Below are 15690 nucleotides of genomic sequence, written 5' to 3'. Positions count from 1 at the left end.
CTGCCGCGCGCGACCGGCGCAGGAGCACCATCACACTGGTGCTCGTGGTGCCCGGTTGACGATCACCGCGCTCACTCCGCGGGCGTCGTCTCCTCGCGTATCACCTGCTGGGCCACCCGGAAGGCGCTGCCCGCGGCGGCCATGCCGCAGTGGACGGCCGTCTGGAGCAGGATTTCCTTGATCTCGTCGGGGGTGAGGCCGTTGCGCAGGGCGGCCCGGGTGTGGGCGGCGAGCTCGTCCAGATGGCCGCCGGCGACCAGGGCGGTGAGGGCGACACAGCTGCGGGTGCGCCGGTCCAGGCCCGGCCGGTCCCAGATCTCACCCCAGGCGCAGCGGGTGAGGAACTCCTGGAAGTCGCCGGAGAAGTCGTCGGCCCCGGCCAGTTCCCGGTCGACGTGCGCGTCGCCCAGCACCTCACGGCGGATCTTGAGACCGATGTCGTAGGCGTCGGGCCGGCCGGTGGGCCGGGGCTGCACGGCGGCCGGGGCGATCTCGGCGATCGGCGCGGTCTGCGGCGCCCGCGCCGGGGCGGCCAGGACCGGCTTGGGGGGTGCCGCGACGATGGCCATCTGTCCGGTGCCGGCCTCGAGGGCGGGCTGCCAGGCGGTGGAGAAGTGCCGGACCAGCAGGTCGGTGACGGCGGCGGGCTGCTCGACCGGGACCAGGTGCGAGGCGCCGGGCACGACGGCGAGACGGGCGTCGGGGATGCCGGCGACCAGGGTGCGGGCCTCGGCGGGCCCGGTGACCTGGTCCTCGGAGCCGACCAGCACGAGCGTGGGCACACCGACGCGACCGAGTTCGGCGCGGACGTCGAAGGCGGCCAGCGCCTCGCAGGCGGCGATGTAGCAGCCGGGGTCGGTGGTACGCACCATCTGCACGGCCCAGTCGGTGATCGCGGGCTGGGCGGCGGCGAATCCGTGGGTGAACCAGCGGTCGGGCGACATACGGGCGATGGGGTCGAGCCCGTTGGTGCGCACGATCACTCCGCGCTGCCGGAACTCGTCGGCGGTGCCGAACCGGGGCGAGGCGGCGATCAGCGCGAGCGAGGCGAGGCGTTCGGGGTGGCGCAGGGCCAGCTCGACGCCGACGGCACCGCCGAGCGCGCAGCCCGCGTAGCCGAAGCGCTGCACGCCCAGTGCGTCGAGAGTGGCCAGCAGCCGGGAGGTCAGATCGGTGACCGATCCCGCCGGGTGCGCGGGCGCGCCTCCGTGGCCCGGCAGGTCGTACCGCAGCACACGCCACTGCTTGGCCAGCTCCGGGACCTGGCGGTCCCACATGTGCCATGTGGTACCCAGTGAGGGACCCAGGATCAGGACCGGAGCGTCTTCTGGCCCGTCAAAGCGGTATTGCAGGGTGTTCGGTGGTGTCTCACTCACGCCCCAGACCCTCTCACGTCTCACGGACGCCCCTATAACGGGGGATCGGTGGACACCGCCTGACCAGGTTGAAGAGCTCTCTGGCGGCATATCGCGTCGGGACACGCCCTGTGGCTCGGTACCAGCAGGCGCCCTCCCGCAACGACAGTCGACAAGCCAGTGACTGGACACTCCGGTCATAGATCCCATGAGTCAGACCCCCCGCCCGGGACGGCACTGCGCGATCGTGCGGCATGGCGCCGTGGCGGGCAGCCAGGCGCCGTTGAGTGAGTGAGGTCGGTCAGCCGCTGGGGCCGGGGCGGGCGGTGCGCCCGAACCCGGTCAGCCGCAGTCCGGTGTCAGAGGCGTCGGTCGTAGCCGACCGGCAGGTGATTGGTGCCGCGGCCGAGGACGGCCGGGGTCCACCCGATGTCCCCGGTCGCTCCAGCCTTCGCCAACACCCTGCTCGACGCGACCGGCGTCCTCCTCGGCCAACTCTCGCTCAGTCGCGACCGGGTGTGGCTGGTCGTGCGAGACGCGGGCCTGACGGATCGGCAGGTGGGCGACTCGTGGTGGAACGCTCCCTGTCAGCCGACCTGCTGCACCTTGATCGCGTCGCTCACCCGAACCGTCCCGGCTGCAAGGACGTCCAGGTAGACACCGAGCACGATGCCGGGATCCGCCGGGAGTTCGTGGACGGTCGAAGTACGCGTCAACCGGCCCGAAGACCGACCGCCAGCGTCAGTTCAAGGACCCGGTGTGGCGATGCGAGATCCGGAAACAGCTCCCGCAGCTGCGACATCCGGTACCGGACTGTCTGGGGATGGACGAACAACGCCGCCGCCACCTCGTCCCGCCTGCCCTGGTGCAGCAGCCACGCCCGCAACGTCTCCTCCAGCCGCCGTGCGGTCGCGACAGGCAAGGTACGCAACGGTGCGAGGGCTCGGACACGCAGGTCTGCGAACGCGTCCACGTCGGCGCTCAGCACCAGCTCGGGCAGGTGGTCCTCGGTGTCGCGGATATCAGAGGAGAGGGAGCGCGCGCGTACGGCTCGTGCGTACGAGGCGGACGCACGCGTCCATGGCCGGGCCGGGCCGACCACGGCGGTGCGGTCGGTCAGCTGCCGCAAGAGATGTGACCGGTCGGCATCGGGGACGAGCAGCACGCCGGTGGCGTCCGGCAGATCGTCGAGGACGAGGGTGCTCGGGTCGAGCGCGCGGTAGGCAGGCCGGGCCTGGGCGGCGGGCAGCAGGACCGCCGTCAGCGTAACCGGCGGCTGCCATCCGGCCCGTTGAGCAGAGGCCAGCAGCACGTCCGGGCTCGCGCCGGCGAGGAGTTCGCGGGCCAGGTGTTCCAGGTGGCGTTCGTGGGCCCTGCCCCGGGCGGCCAGTTCGTCGGCGTGGCCCGCAGCGCTCGCAGCGGAGAGCTCGTCGATGTAGGCAAAGGTCAGCTCGGCGAACTTGGCGACCTCGGCGGCGGGCAGACCTGCGGACACGGCGCCCGCTGCCAGGCATCGCCAGGCCACGCGGGCGCCGACGCGGTAGGCGCTGAGCAGGGCGTCCATCGAACGGCCGTCGCGCACCTCGCCGCGGCCCAGCTCGTAGGCCGCGTCACCGCCGTCGCCGCCCGTGGCGTTCCCACTCGCGAGGTCCAGGTAGTGCCCCAGCGCGGTGCGGACGGCTCGGCGGATGGTGCCGCCCATGCTGCCCGAAAGGGCGCCTGCGTAGGGAGGAACCTCGTCGATGATCGCCTGGACGACCTCGTCGGCGGTGGTCTTCAGCGCGGCCCGAAGTGCGGTGACCGTCTTCTCGTCCAGGGCCAGTTCGCTGGCCCTCCGGATTGCATGGCTCACGTCTTTGTTCCCTGCGAACAATTCAACCGACCAGATTCACGTCCTGCGGTCAGGACTTTACGCCCTGAGGCGCAGCAAGCTGGAGTCATGATGAGTGCGGCCCTCCGCGGCAGGGCGTGGAAACTGCTGGAGATGGTCACGACGCCGCTGCTGCCGTCGGACTACCTCGACCTGGTCAGCCCGCTGCGTGCGGGCGCCGATCTGCGGGGGCGCATCGAGGCCGTGCACCCCGAGACGGGTGACGCCGCGACCATCGTGATCAGACCGGGTCGGGGCTGGCGCGGCCACAGGGCCGGTCAGTACGTGCGGATCGGGGTCGACGTCGACGGGGTGCGCCTGTGGCGTGCCTACTCCCTCACCTCGCCGGCAAAACGCCAGGACGGCCGCGTCACGATCACCGTGAAGGCGATCCCGGACGGCAAGGTCAGCAACCACCTGGTCCGCAGGGCGAAACCGGGCACGCTGATCCAACTCGACCAGGCAACCGGTGACTTCGTGCTGCCGCAGGCCACGCCCCCCAAGGTGCTCTACCTGACGGCCGGCAGCGGCATCACACCCGTGATGGGCATGCTGCGCGACACCGAGTTCGACGACGTCGTCATGGTCCACTGCGCGCCACGGCCGCAGGACGTGATCTTCCGCAACGAACTGCACGACCTGGTCGCGGACAAGAAGCTGCGGCTCACCGAGGTGCACACCGACACAGACGGCATGCTCGACATCTCCCGTCTCGACGAACTCGTGCCCGACTGGGCCGAGCGCGAGACCTGGGCTTGCGGGCCCGCGGGCCTGCTCGACGCCGCCGAAGAGCACTGGAGCGAGCACGGCGTACAACAGCGCCTGCACACCGAACGCTTCCGCCCCAGCATCGTCGTCGCCGGCGACGGCGGCGAGGTCACGTTCAGCGCCACCGGCAAGACCGTCGACGCGGACGGCGCCACGCCGTTGCTGGACATCGGCGAGGAGGCCGGCGTGCTCATGCCCTCCGGCTGCCGCATGGGCATCTGCTTCGGCTGCATCACGCCGCTCAAGGCGGGTGCCGTCCGCGACCTGCGCACCGGCGAGATCACCGAGGCCGAGCCGGGCGTCCTCATTCAGACCTGCGTGTCCGCCGCGGCGGGCCCCTGCGACATCGAACAGTAGGAGCACTTTGACCGCCATCGACCCCACCGCCCACTTGACCGCGGAGCAGATCGAGGAGCTTGGCCGCGAGCTGGACGCGATCCGCGACGAGGTGATCGCCGGCCGCGGCGAGAAGGACGCCGCCTACATCCGTAAGGTCATCTCGGCGCAGCGCAAGCTCGAGCTGGTCAGCAGGGGCGTGCTGCTGTTCTCGATCTTCCCGCCCGCATGGCTGATCGGCACCGCCGGGCTGTCCGTGGCGAAGATCATGGACAACATGGAGATCGGCCACAACGTCCTGCACGGCCAGTGGGACTGGATGCGGGACCCGAAGATCCACTCCACCACCTGGGAGTGGGATCACGTCTCGCCGTCCGAGCAGTGGAAGCGCTCGCACAACGAGCTGCACCACACGTACACCAACGTGATCGGCAAGGACAACGATCTCGGCTACGGCATCATGCGCGTCGACGAGGACCAGAAGTGGCACCCGTTCCACCTCGGCCAGCCGCTGTGGAACTTCATCAACGCCTGCTTCTTCGAGTACGGCATCGCAGCGTACGACCTGGAGCTCGGCAAGAACCTGCCCAAGCACCGCCGCAAGAACCCGGAGTTCCGCGCACGGGCCAAGGCCGTGGGCCGCAAGATCCGCAAGCAGGTGCTCAAGGACTACGTGCTCCACCCGATGCTGTCGGGCCCCTCGTTCCTCACCACGCTCGCCGCCACGTTCACCGCGAACCTGGTCCGCAACATCTGGTCCCACTCCGTGATCATGTGCGGGCACTTCCCCGAGGGCGTACAGGTCTTCGAGCGCCGGTCGATCGAGGACGAGACGCGCGGCCAGTGGTACCTGCGCCAGATGATGGGCTCGGCGAACATCAGCGGCAGCAGGGCCATGCACTTCATGACCGGCAACCTGTCGCACCAGATCGAGCACCACCTGTTCCCGGACCTGCCGAGCAACCGGTACGCCGAGGTCGCGGTGAAGGTGCGCGCGCTGTTCGAGAAATACGAGCTGGAGTACGTCACCGGACCGCTGCCCAAACAGGTGTTCTCCGCGTGGCGCAAGGTCTTCCGGCTCTCGCTGCCGAACAAGAAGCCCGAGGTCAAGACGCCGGACCGTGAGCAGGAGCTCGTCGCCGCCTGATTGTTACAAGCGCCTGGCTCACGCACCCGAGGTCAGGCGCCCTTGTCCGCAGGCTCCAGATGGCGGGTCGCCGATGGGCAACCGGCGCGCTGCCAGGGCTCCGGCCCGGGACTGGTGGAACCGTTGTGGACGGAGAAGGACCCCAGCGTGGTGATCGCCGGGGTCCTTGCCCTGTGGGAGTCAGGGGCGCTCGTTTCAGGGGCCGATGGCGGGGTCAGTCGGTGGCGGGCCGGGAGCGTCGTCCGTGTCTTCGCGCCGGCGCCCGGTCAGGCTGAGGTCTTCGACTGCGGCTCGGGGCCTTGTCTGCGCATTTGCTCGTTGATGCGCTGCGCTTCTTCGAGTTGGTCTTCGAGGACGATGATGCGGCAGGCAGCTTCGATGGGGGTGCCCTGGTCGACGAGTTCGCGGGCACGGGCGGCGATGCGCAGCTGGTAGCGGGAGTAGCGGCGGTGGCCGCCTTCGGAGCGCAAAGGTGTGATCAGGCGGTGTTCGCCGAGGGCGCGCAGGAAGGCGGGGGTGGTGCCGAGCATGTCGGCGGCCCGGCCCATGGTGTAGGCGGGGTAGTCGTCGTCATCGAGAGGCGTGACGGCGCGGGAACTGCCAGGGGGCATAGACCTCTTCTTCCGGGGGACGCGTCGGGGGGCCCGAGCGCCGTACTGGCACCCGGGCCCCGAGCTTTCAACACCATCTACCGGCCAACTGCGCCGGCCTTCTATGTCCGCAGGGTCCGCCTGGGAGGGCGGGACTGCGGGGATCGCGGATGCGTGACCGGGGACCACCTTCCAATCCGGGGCCTGCGGTACCCGGGCGGACTGCTTCCTCGCCCGGGCGATCCTGATGGCGTCTCGCTCCTTACCTTCGGTTACTCGGTGATACTGCTGGATACCGCGGGTACTGCTCACGACCCTCTTGGGCCGTGTCCTGCTTGACCTGCCGGCACGGCAGTTCGTGTCTGCCGTGCCCACTTCGACTTCCTGGGTACGACAAAGACAGTAACCCTGCGACGGGCCAATGTCTACTGTCGTCACGACAGGTTTTCTCCATGGTTAGTGTCTGGAGTTCTTCCGCAGATACACTCGGAAGAATGCTGTCCCGGGTTGCTTCCTGGCTCGGCGACCACTTGTCCCGTGAGTGATCCACAGGGTTCCGGTGCGCGCGGAGGCTGGCTGGCCTGCATCCATGAACGACGGCGGGAGGCTCGCCGCAGCAGGGGGCCGCGGCGGCGGTCGTTGGAGGAGGCTGCTCAGCGGGCGGCCGACGACCTGGAGGGCGTTGGCTGGCGGGATCGGCCACCGGCCCGGCGGCAGACTCTCCATGAGGTAGCCGAGCGGGGCGCCGGCTACCTGGCGGGCCGGTAGACACCTGCGGCAGGTTCCGGCGCCCAGGGACGGTCACAGCAGGCGGCCGACCGGATCTCCGCCGGGGTCGTCGGCCAGCACGATGGCAGACCTGACTCGCTTGCCCACCGGCTCGCGGCGCACCTCGAAGCTCTGGCGCACGGCCATGATGATCTCCAGGCCGTGCTGCCGGGCCCGGCCGGGGTCTGCGGGGCAAGCCGCGGGCAGTGTCGGGTCGGTGTCCCAGCCGCTGATCTTGACGGTGCCTTCGCTGACCTCCAGGTCCAGCAGGCAGGGGCCTGGCGCGTACTTGCAGGCGTTGGTGACCAGCTCGCTGACGGCCAGCTGCACGGTGCCCATCGCGCGGTCGAAGACCGGGATGCCGTGTACTGCCTGTATGTCGGTCAGGAAGCGGCGGGCCGCACTGGGGGCCTCGGCGATCGGTTCGCTGCCCTCGAAGGCGAGGGCCGACAGTATCGGGCGGCGGGCCAGCGGCTGGTCCTCGTTTCGTGCACCGCTGGGCCCACACCGCCACCCTCGTCCTGAGCAACCCGGTCAAGACGCACGAATACCCCCGAAACGACATGGCACGCATCCGCACGACCGGCCCCCCCCGGCCCGGCGTGACTCTCCTGTGGCGGCCACCGCAGGCCCAGTCGGTGGCGAGACCGACCTCGACGGACGCTGTCACGGGCAGGCTCTTAGCATGATCGGATGGTTGCCGATGATGCCCAGAAGAACGGGGCAGGGCGGGAAGTTGTGTCTGGGGACGCCGTAGCCGGTCTCCCCGGCGGATCACATCACGGCAATGCCGGGGAGGAGGTCCACCCGGTTGCCGACCTGGTCGAGTGGGCGGCCGACCTGCTCGAGCCGGTCAAGCCGAAGCTGCGTGGCTGGCTCCACGCCGCAATGGTCCCTGCCTCGGTGAGCGCCGGCATCGTCCTCGTCTGCCTGGCTCGGACCCAGCAGGCGGCCCTGGCCTGCACCGTGTACTCCGTCACCGCCTGCCTGCTGTTCGGGACGAGCGCCGTCTACCACCTGGGTACCTGGGGGCCGTTGGGCGAGGCCGTCCTACGTCGCCTCGATCACGCCAACATCTTCCTGATCACCGCCGGGACCTGCACCCCTCTGGCCGTGCTCCTTCTCCCTCCTGACCGGCGAAACCTGCTGCTGTGGATCGTATGGACGGGCGCGCTGACCGGTATCGCCTTCCGCGTGCTGTGGGTCAACGCTTCCCGCTGGCTGTACACCCCCTGCTACCTGGCCCTGGGGTGGGCACCGGTGCGTTACCTGCCTGACTTCCTGCACACCGGCGGTGCGGCCGTGGTCACCCTGACAGTGACCGGCGGTCTCCTCTACAGCGCGGGCGCGGTGGTCTACGCCGTCCAACGCCCCGACCCCTCGCCCCGCTGGTTCGGCTTCCACGAGGTGTTCCACGCCTTGACCGTGGCGGCCTTCACCGCGCACTACATCGCCGTCTCCCTCGCCGTCTACTGACGGTGGAGCCGTTCGCGGACACGAGGATCATCTCTGCGCGCCGCAGCCCAGCCACGCGCGGGTGTGACAGCCCGCCGATACCGGCGGGCCTGCTCACCTCAGGCTGCGGCCGATGGACTGGACGATCCGCCGGTGCGGCGGTATTCGGCGTTGATGCGCTGGGCATCTTCGAGGTGGTCTTCGAGGATGACGATCCGGCATGCGGCCTCGATCGGGGTGCTCTGGTCGACGAGCTCACGCGCGCGGGCCGCGATGCGCAGTTGGTAGCGGGAGTAGCGGCGGTGTCCGCCCTCGGAGCGCAGTGGTGTGATCAGTCGCGCTGCGCCGATGGCGCGGAGAAAGCCGGGAGTGGTACCGAGCAACTCGGCGGCCCGGCCCATCGTGTAGGCGGGGTAGTCGTCGTCGAGACGGCTTGGCGACTCGTCTGCTGTCATCTCACCTCTCTGTGGGCGTCCATCGAAGACCTGCGGCAGCCGAACGGCAGCAGGCCAATGCCTCGAAGCACGCCCCTGGCTCGCAGCCGCCGCACATGCGCACCCCCGGCCTGTAGTGCGCACCAGGGGAGCCGTATGCGCCCGTCTCGCCCGGTTGCGCCATCGTCCAAGCCGCCCGGGCGGGCCGGTGCATAGAATCCGACTCCATGCCGAAGCTTGATGAGCTGCTCGTTGCGATAGCTGCCCTTGTGGAGTCCGGGCAGAGCAATCAGATGTCCCTGACCGTGGTCACCAGTGGTGCTGTCATCACCGGTCGGCTGGCTCCGGAAGCCATGTGGAGGCAGAGGGTGTCTGAGGTGCTGACGGACTCCGCCGACCTGGGCGAGTTCGCCGCCGTCTTCGACGCCCCCGCGAGGAAGGACGGACCGCCCACGCATCTGCATTTCCACGTCGCCCGGATCCTGCAGGGTACGGTGGGGATCCCGGAGACAGGCGGGATGTACCGCGTCGCGATCGAGGACGTCAGTGCCTGGACCGTGGGCGACTTCAGCTACTCCGACCACTGACTCACCGACCCACGGCGCACAGTGACGCCCCACGGGCACGCTTCCGTTCTGGTGGTCGTCGCAACACCCCAGTTCAAGGGGTGCGATGGACTTCGAGATCCGGAAAGATCTGCGGCCTCAGGGGCCCAGGAGGTCGGACACTGAGCGGGAGGAACACCTTCGGCTCGTGGATCTTGGAATGGGGAACACGGAAGCCTGCCGGATCATCGGCATCAACCGCCGCACCGGCAAGCGTCGGCTGTACGGCCGGCAGGCATCCGCGAGGTACAGGGCAGCCCCGCCCGTCGTGGACAGGGGGCTGCCCTGGCAAGCACCCGAACCCCCGGCTCGCCCTGAGGAACCCGTCGGCCCGTCGCGCTACCTCACCGAGGCCGACCGCATCCACATCGCGGACCGGCTCCGGGAGACGGCGTCCGTCCGGGCCATCGCGGCCGAGCTTGGCCGCAGTCCCTCCACCGTAAGCCGGGAGATCCGCCGCAACCGCACGCTCATGCCCGGCCCGCCGAGGCCGCCGACCGGGCTGTCCCCGGCCACTGGGAAGGCGACCTGAGTCGGCAAGAACAACGGCTCCGCCATCGGCACCGTGGTCGCACGCAGTCCACCCGCCAGCACCCGCTACCTGATGCTCGTGCACCTCCCACGCGACCACGGCGCCGCCGCTGTCCGCAACGCGGTCACCGAGACCGTCCAGACCCTCCCGCCTCACCTGATGCGGTCCCTGACCTGGGACCAGGGCATCGAGATGACCTCCCACCGCGCCTTCACCATCACCCCGGACATCCCGGTCCACGTCTGCGCCCCGGCCAGCCCCTGGCAGCGCCGCTCGAACGAGAACACCAACGGCCTGCTGCGGCAGTACCTCCCAGGGGCACCGAACTGTCCCGCCACACCCGCGAGGACCTGGACGCTGCCGCCACCGAACTAAAACAGCCGCCTACGCAGAACGCTCGACTGGGAGACCCCAGCCGAGCGTCTGTCCAAACTGCTCGCGGCTTGATCAACTCATCGCCTGGAATTCGCCCACGCCGGTGGGGCCACGGTTCGGTTCGGCTCACACCTGTCCGTACGTGAGGCGGACAGGGACAGCGCCGAGCGTTGCGGAAGCCGGCCCGTACGGGTCGGCCAGGGGCGCAGTTGCGGCGGTAGGGCGGGTGCGGCAGGTGAAGCCGAGTTGGGTCATGGCCCTGAGGACTTCGCCGGTGCTGAAATCACGGCGGTCCTGGCGGGTGATGACCTGGCCGACCTGCTTGGCGGGGTAGTGGCGTCGTCCGATGATGACGAACTCACCGGTGACCAACTCAGGTGTGACGCCCTTCATCGATTCCACCACGCCGCTCTTGGTCAGGTCGAACGGGAAGCGGGCGATGACACAGCGCATGATGCCTCCAGGGAGAAGAGAAGACGGGGCCGGGTAGGGTGACGGCGGTTCAGCGAGAGAGGGCGAGGACGCCCAGAGCGTTGCCGTGTCCGTCGACCACGGGCGGGGCCCCGAGCCGGCGGCAGCGCATCGCACGCTCGGTTTCGGCCCTCGTGGCCGGCGGCGACGCGAGTGGCCCGATGAGGTCGGCGATGTCACGCAGGCGGATCCGGTCCGTGTATCCGGAGCCGTCACGAACGGCCGTGAGCCGGTCCCGGGTGACCAGGCCGGTGCACATACCGTCCTCGTCGCAGACGACCAGCTGACCTGTACGGGCGGCGGCCATCACGGACAGTGCCACCTCCACGGTCATGTCCTCCCAGACCTGCGGTCCGGCCGCGTCCGCGGGATCGGCCGCCGTCTGCACGGCGTTGGTACGTGTTGAGCGGAACTGCGTCTGGTCCAGCGTCAAAAGGTGCCTCCTGCGAAGTTGGGCGGGCTTCCTGACACGAAGGTTCTATGCCGCCGCACCGGCGGTGGACTGCCGTACGGGCGCGCGGCGGGCCGCCGAGACGGGGCGGCGTCGGCCGCGTGAGGTGGCGCCGCGCTTCTTGGGGCGTTCGACCACCGGTGTGGTGATGACGACGGGGATGCCGGAGGGGGCCTGGGCGCCGGTGATGCGGTGCAGGGCCTCTTCGCCGACGCGGACCTGGGTGATCTGCGGGACGATGCCGGCCGCTGCCATGAGGCGGGTCATGCCGCGGCGCTGGTTGGGGGTGACCAGGGTGACGACGCTGCCGGACTCTCCTGCGCGGGCGGTGCGGCCGCCGCGGTGGAGGTAGTCCTTGTGGTCGGTCGGCGGGTCGACGTTGACGACGAGGTCGAGGTTGTCGACGTGGATGCCGCGCGCCGCGACGTTGGTCGCTACCAGCACGTTGACGTGTCCGGACTTGAACTGTGCCAGCGTGCGGGTGCGCTGTGGCTGTGACTTCCCGCCGTGCAGGGCGGCGGCCCGTACCCCGCTGTTCAGGAGGTGTTCGGTGAGGCCGTCGACGGCGTGCTTGGTGTCGAGGAACATGATCACGCGGCCGTCGCGTGCGGCGATCTGGGTGGTTGCCGTGTGCTTGTCGGCGCCGTGAATGTGGAGCACGTGGTGCTCCATCGTCGTGACCGCGCCGGCCGAGGGGTCGACGGAGTGCACGACGGGATCGCTGAGGTAGCGGCGCACGAGCAGGTCGACGTTGCGGTCGAGAGTGGCGGAGAACAGCATGCGCTGGCCTTCGGGGCGGACCTGGTCGAGGAGGGCGGTGACCTGCGGCATGAAGCCCATGTCGGCCATCTGGTCGGCCTCGTCGAGGACGGTGATGGAAACCTGGTTCAGTCGGCAGTCGCCACGGTCGATGAGGTCTTTGAGGCGTCCCGGCGTGGCGACGACGATCTCGGCGCCGGCGCGCAGCGCGCTCGCCTGTCGGCCGATCGGCATTCCGCCCACCACCGTGGCCAGCCGCAGCCTCACGGAGCGGGCGTACGGGGCGAGCGCGTCGGTGACCTGCTGCGCCAGTTCACGCGTGGGTACGAGGATCAGCCCCAGCGGCTGCCTGGCCTCGGCGCGCTGCCCGGCCGTACGGGCCAGCAGCGCCAGCCCGAAGGCGAGGGTCTTGCCGGAGCCGGTGCGGCCACGGCCCAGTACGTCCCGGCCGGCGAGGGAGTTCGGCAGCGTCGCGGCCTGGATCGGGAAGGGTACGGTCACGCCTTGCGAGCTGAGCGCGCCCAGCAGCGCCCCGGGCATGTCGAGATCGGCGAAGCCCTCCACGGCGGGGAGCGCGGGAGTGATCGTCTTGGGCAGCGCGAACTCCCCCTGGACCGCGGCGGGCCGGCGGCCGTAACCACCGGAACGGCTCGGCCCGCCGGAGCGGCTCCTGGCCGACGAACCGAATCGGCTGCCGCCCCTGCCGGAGTCGGTACTGCCGTTACGGGTGCGGGTGAAGCGGTCGTTCGTGCGTGTGCGGTTCATGCGGAACCTTCCTCGATGCGGCACATATCAAGGAATTCCCGCAGCGATCAGCAGCACAGAGAATTGCAAGAATGGACCGGTGGAATGCGACAGCGAATCTGACCGACGGAAAATCCGTGCGGGCACAGGCGCTGGAATGAGTGGCGTGAAGCCGACGCAATGTTCGGGCGTCCGCCGCTATGAAGCCATGAAGCTATGAAGGGTGCGTACACCCCTGAAGGATGCTCCGTATGCGCTGAGCCTACGGGTTTTCTGGTTGTCGTCCGCAGGTGAAACCACTGCGGAAAATGCGAGTAGCTGGGGCCCGCACCCCGAAGGACGCGGGCCCCAGCTACAAGTACGCGACAGTCAGCGTCAGGCGAGAACGATGTTCTCGGCCGTCAGGCCCTTCTGGCCCTGCGCGATGTCGAAGGTCACCTTCTGGCCCTCGATCAGCTCACGGAAGCCCTGGGCGGCAATGTTCGAGTAGTGGGCGAACACATCAGCGCCGCCACCGTCCTGCTCGATGAAGCCGAAGCCCTTTTCCGCGTTGAACCACTTGACAGTACCAGAAGCCATGTCATTTCTCCTTTGGGGCAGTGCATCGGGATCCGCACTGCACGGACCCCGTGTCGCCGCGATGATCACCCCGCCGGGAAAAAGACCGGAGAACAAAAGTGCTTCCAGTGGCACAGGCGCCGCCCGGAGGGCACTTGAAGTTTTGGGAACCACAACTGCAACTGAGATCGACAGTAGCACGTCGAAGCGGCCTGTGTACGGTGAAGAATCCCACCCCCACTTAATGCGGTAGAGAATCTGTCTGCCTGTCCCGTTGAAACCTCAGCTCGCGGGCACAGATTTTGACCCAGCCGGAGCGCAAGGTTTCGGGAAGCTTTGGGGGCGCGCCCAGCGTAAGGGCTGTGCCCGCAACGCGCGCACGGGCATGCGCACGTCGCGGGCCACTGCACGGGACGCGCGAGTGGATAGCGCGAGTGCCGGTGAAGCGGCTAGATCGCGGGACTCATCGACTCAGCCGCCGCTCTTGCGCCTGAACGACCGCTGGCTCGCAGCCGGGCCATGCGCCGAACGCACCTTCGACGCATCGGACTTGGCGGCAACATCAGCGGCGTCCGCCTGCGCACCGCGCTTGCGCGCCAGGGCTTCGCGGAACTTGCGCTTGAGGTCGTAGTTGCCGTCGCTGTCCGGCTCCAGAGGGGACGTCTCGGGGACAGCCGGCTCCGAACCTTCCGAAGATACGGGCTCTGCGGTCATGGTGACCTCCTGGGTTCGGGGGGTGGGCAAGCACAGCTTGTCATGCCGGGCGCAGTGCGAGGCGCCGGCAACATCATCCTGCTCCGTTTCGGCGGGCATCCCTGTCGCGGCCAAAGGCGTTGACTTCGTAGGTGAGGCACACAGGACGGCTTCGGGCCGGGCCGAGGGTTGTCGATCCCGTGGCCAGGCTGCCAGGGCAACGGCTCTCAGCCGTTGCGACGCACGAGGGCGGCCCTGCGGGCCTCGGCGAGCTTGCGGGCCTCGCCCGCCTTTCGGGACTTGCCGCCGGCGCCGCGGGAGGTGCCCTTGCTGGTACCGAGGCCGCGGAAGGGAGCGTTGGTGTTCTTGGGTCGGGGGACGGCGGACTCGCCGTCGAGCGGGATCCCGGAGGGAGTCTTGGCGCCGGTGATCCGGCTCAGCTCCGCCTCGCCCGAGCGCACCTTGGTGACGGTCGGCTCGATGCCGGCCCCGGCCATCATGCGGCTCGTCTCACGGCGCTGGCCCGCCAGCACGAGCGTGACCACGCTGCCGGACTCACCGGCGCGGGCGGTGCGGCCCGCCCGGTGCACATAGTCCTTGGCATCGGTGGGCGGGTCGACGTTGACCACGAGATCGAGGTCGTCGACGTGCAGGCCACGGGCCGCGACATTGGTCGCCACCAGAACGGTGATCTGGCTGTTCCTGAACTGCGCCAGAGTCCGTGTGCGCTGTGGCTGGGACTTGCCGCTGTGCAGGGCCCCGGCGTGCACCCCGCTGGCCCGCAGATGCCGGGTGAGCTGGTCGACGGCGTGCTTGGTGTCGAGGAACAGCAGTACGCGGCCGTCGCGGGCGGCGATTTCCGTGATGACGGCGTAGCGGTCAGGGCCGTGGACGACCAGAACGTGGTGCTCCATCGTCGTGACTGTGCCCGCGGCCGGGTCGACCGAGTGGACGATGGGGTCGTGGAGGTAGCGGCGGACCAGTTGATCGACGTCGCGATCGAGAGTGGCCGAGAAAAGCATCCGCTGACCGTCGGGGTGCACCTGGTCGAGCACGTCGGCAACCTGCGGCAGGAATCCCAAGTCGCACATCTGGTCGGCCTCGTCCAGCACGGTGATTCTCACCCGTCCCAGGCGGCAGGCGTTGCGCTCGATCAGGTCGTGCAGGCGTCCGGGGGTGGCGACGACCACCTCGGCTCCCTGGCGCAGCGCGGCGACCTGCCGGCCGATCGACGTTCCGCCGACGACCGTGGCGATCCCCAGCTCCAGTGCCTGGGCGTACGGCGCCAGCGCCTGGGTGACCTGTTGGGCCAGCTCCCGGGTAGGCACCAGGATCAGAGCAAGGGGCTGCTTCGGTTCCGCGCGCCGCCCGGCCGTCCGTGCGAGCAGCGGCAGGCCGAAAGCGAGCGTCTTGCCTGATCCGGTGCGCCCGCGTCCCAGGATGTCGCACCCCTCCAGGGCATCGGGCAGTGTGGCGGCCTGGATCGGAAAGGGTTCGCGCACCCCGAGTTCGCTCAGTGTCCGCAGCATCTCCGTCGGCAGTTCCAGACCGGCGAAGGTGACGGCCGGGAGCAGCGTCGGGGTCGTTGCCCCAGGCTGGGCGGGACTGCCGTGAGCGATACCGGAGTCATTGGGATGCTTCATAAACAGCCTTCCGCAAGGGAACTTACCGAGGAAGGCCCGGCAGGTTTGGACAGCCCACGCACAAGCCGAACGGAACAGACACAATCGCCCACCGCGACGACCACGCAAACGCGTGAGACTAACACACGGCACAACC

General features: G+C 69.3%; 16 protein-coding genes and 2 pseudogenes. 6 read left to right on the top strand and 12 right to left on the bottom strand.

Annotation, left to right across the window (positions count from 1 at the left end):
* Positions 1–71: 71 nt before the first annotated feature.
* The 3 genes from pcaDC to IE318_RS12985 form a co-directional block, all read right to left on the bottom strand.
* Entirely contained in the window at positions 72–1376 is a 1305-nt protein-coding gene (gene pcaDC, locus IE318_RS12990) for a bifunctional 3-oxoadipate enol-lactonase/4-carboxymuconolactone decarboxylase PcaDC (protein WP_030178652.1), read from the bottom strand.
* Between the two features lie 566 nt (positions 1377–1942).
* The gene (locus IE318_RS46115) at positions 1943–2071 is read right to left on the bottom strand and encodes a hypothetical protein (protein ID WP_267911787.1); all 129 of its coding nucleotides are present in this window, start codon (positions 2069–2071) and stop codon (positions 1943–1945) included.
* Positions 2068–3207 (bottom strand): PucR family transcriptional regulator, encoded by a 1140-nt coding sequence (locus IE318_RS12985; RefSeq protein WP_189899852.1) that lies wholly within the window; start codon positions 3205–3207, stop codon positions 2068–2070. The genes IE318_RS46115 and IE318_RS12985 overlap by 4 nt, the downstream gene beginning before the upstream one ends.
* Before the next feature lie 87 nt (positions 3208–3294).
* On the opposite strand from IE318_RS12985, the gene IE318_RS12980 reads away from it, so the two are divergent.
* Together IE318_RS12980 and IE318_RS12975 are read left to right on the top strand one after the other, a co-directional pair.
* The gene (locus IE318_RS12980) at positions 3295–4350 is read left to right on the top strand and encodes a ferredoxin reductase (protein ID WP_189899850.1); all 1056 of its coding nucleotides are present in this window, start codon (positions 3295–3297) and stop codon (positions 4348–4350) included.
* 7 nt (positions 4351–4357) lie between these two features.
* Positions 4358–5476: a fatty acid desaturase family protein gene (locus IE318_RS12975; RefSeq protein ID WP_189899848.1), complete on the top strand. Its 1119-nt coding sequence runs from the start codon at positions 4358–4360 to the stop codon at positions 5474–5476.
* A gap of 266 nt (positions 5477–5742) precedes the next feature.
* Here the strand turns inward: IE318_RS12975 and IE318_RS12970 are convergent, their stop codons facing one another.
* Both IE318_RS12970 and IE318_RS12965 read right to left on the bottom strand, forming a co-directional pair.
* Positions 5743–6087 carry a MerR family transcriptional regulator gene (locus tag IE318_RS12970; RefSeq protein ID WP_175446966.1) on the bottom strand — a complete coding sequence of 115 codons (345 nt, stop codon included), beginning with the start codon at positions 6085–6087 and terminating at the stop codon, positions 5743–5745.
* 780 nt (positions 6088–6867) lie between these two features.
* Positions 6868–7194 (bottom strand): ATP-binding protein, encoded by a 327-nt coding sequence (locus tag IE318_RS12965; protein ID WP_373311163.1) that lies wholly within the window; start codon positions 7192–7194, stop codon positions 6868–6870.
* A 333-nt stretch (positions 7195–7527) separates the two neighbouring features.
* On the opposite strand from IE318_RS12965, the gene trhA reads away from it, so the two are divergent.
* Entirely contained in the window at positions 7528–8310 is a 783-nt protein-coding gene (gene trhA, locus IE318_RS12960; protein ID WP_189899846.1) for a PAQR family membrane homeostasis protein TrhA, read from the top strand.
* 98 nt (positions 8311–8408) lie between these two features.
* Here trhA and IE318_RS12955 read toward each other — a convergent pair whose 3' ends face one another.
* Entirely contained in the window at positions 8409–8744 is a 336-nt protein-coding gene (locus tag IE318_RS12955) for a MerR family transcriptional regulator (RefSeq protein WP_189899844.1), read from the bottom strand.
* A 206-nt stretch (positions 8745–8950) separates the two neighbouring features.
* Here IE318_RS12955 and IE318_RS12950 point away from each other — a divergent pair, with 206 nt between their 5' ends.
* The 3 genes and pseudogenes from IE318_RS12950 to IE318_RS44840 form a co-directional block, all read left to right on the top strand.
* Entirely contained in the window at positions 8951–9310 is a 360-nt protein-coding gene (locus IE318_RS12950) for a hypothetical protein (RefSeq protein WP_189899843.1), read from the top strand.
* Between the two features lie 85 nt (positions 9311–9395).
* Positions 9396–9779, top strand: a pseudogene (locus IE318_RS46310) (helix-turn-helix domain-containing protein); the annotation flags it as partial.
* 26 nt (positions 9780–9805) lie between these two features.
* A pseudogene (locus IE318_RS44840) lies at positions 9806–10307 on the top strand (IS30 family transposase); the annotation flags it as partial.
* Positions 10308–10361: 54 nt separating this feature from the next.
* Here the strand turns inward: IE318_RS44840 and IE318_RS12940 are convergent.
* From IE318_RS12940 to IE318_RS12915, 6 genes are all read right to left on the bottom strand, one after another.
* Positions 10362–10688, bottom strand: coding sequence for an SCO5918 family protein (locus IE318_RS12940; protein ID WP_189899842.1), 327 nt, complete (start codon positions 10686–10688; stop codon positions 10362–10364).
* 49 nt (positions 10689–10737) lie between these two features.
* Positions 10738–11139 carry a CBS domain-containing protein gene (locus tag IE318_RS12935; RefSeq protein WP_189899841.1) on the bottom strand — a complete coding sequence of 134 codons (402 nt, stop codon included), beginning with the start codon at positions 11137–11139 and terminating at the stop codon, positions 10738–10740.
* A gap of 45 nt (positions 11140–11184) precedes the next feature.
* On the bottom strand, positions 11185–12681 hold the full coding sequence (locus tag IE318_RS12930; protein WP_189899839.1) for a DEAD/DEAH box helicase: 1497 nt from the start codon (positions 12679–12681) through the stop codon (positions 11185–11187).
* Between the two features lie 354 nt (positions 12682–13035).
* Positions 13036–13239 carry a cold-shock protein gene (locus IE318_RS12925; protein WP_189899837.1) on the bottom strand — a complete coding sequence of 68 codons (204 nt, stop codon included), beginning with the start codon at positions 13237–13239 and terminating at the stop codon, positions 13036–13038.
* A 450-nt stretch (positions 13240–13689) separates the two neighbouring features.
* Entirely contained in the window at positions 13690–13932 is a 243-nt protein-coding gene (locus IE318_RS12920; RefSeq protein WP_189899836.1) for a DUF5302 domain-containing protein, read from the bottom strand.
* 206 nt (positions 13933–14138) lie between these two features.
* A complete protein-coding gene (locus IE318_RS12915) occupies positions 14139–15554 on the bottom strand; it encodes a DEAD/DEAH box helicase (RefSeq protein WP_189900087.1) in 1416 nt (471 codons plus the stop codon).
* Between the last annotated feature and the right edge of the window lie 136 nt (positions 15555–15690).

The sequence above is a fragment of the Streptomyces spiralis genome (genome assembly GCF_014654675.1).
In the GTDB taxonomy this organism is placed as follows: domain Bacteria; phylum Actinomycetota; class Actinomycetes; order Streptomycetales; family Streptomycetaceae; genus Streptomyces; species Streptomyces spiralis.
This window is presented reverse-complemented; position numbering and strand designations above follow the sequence as displayed.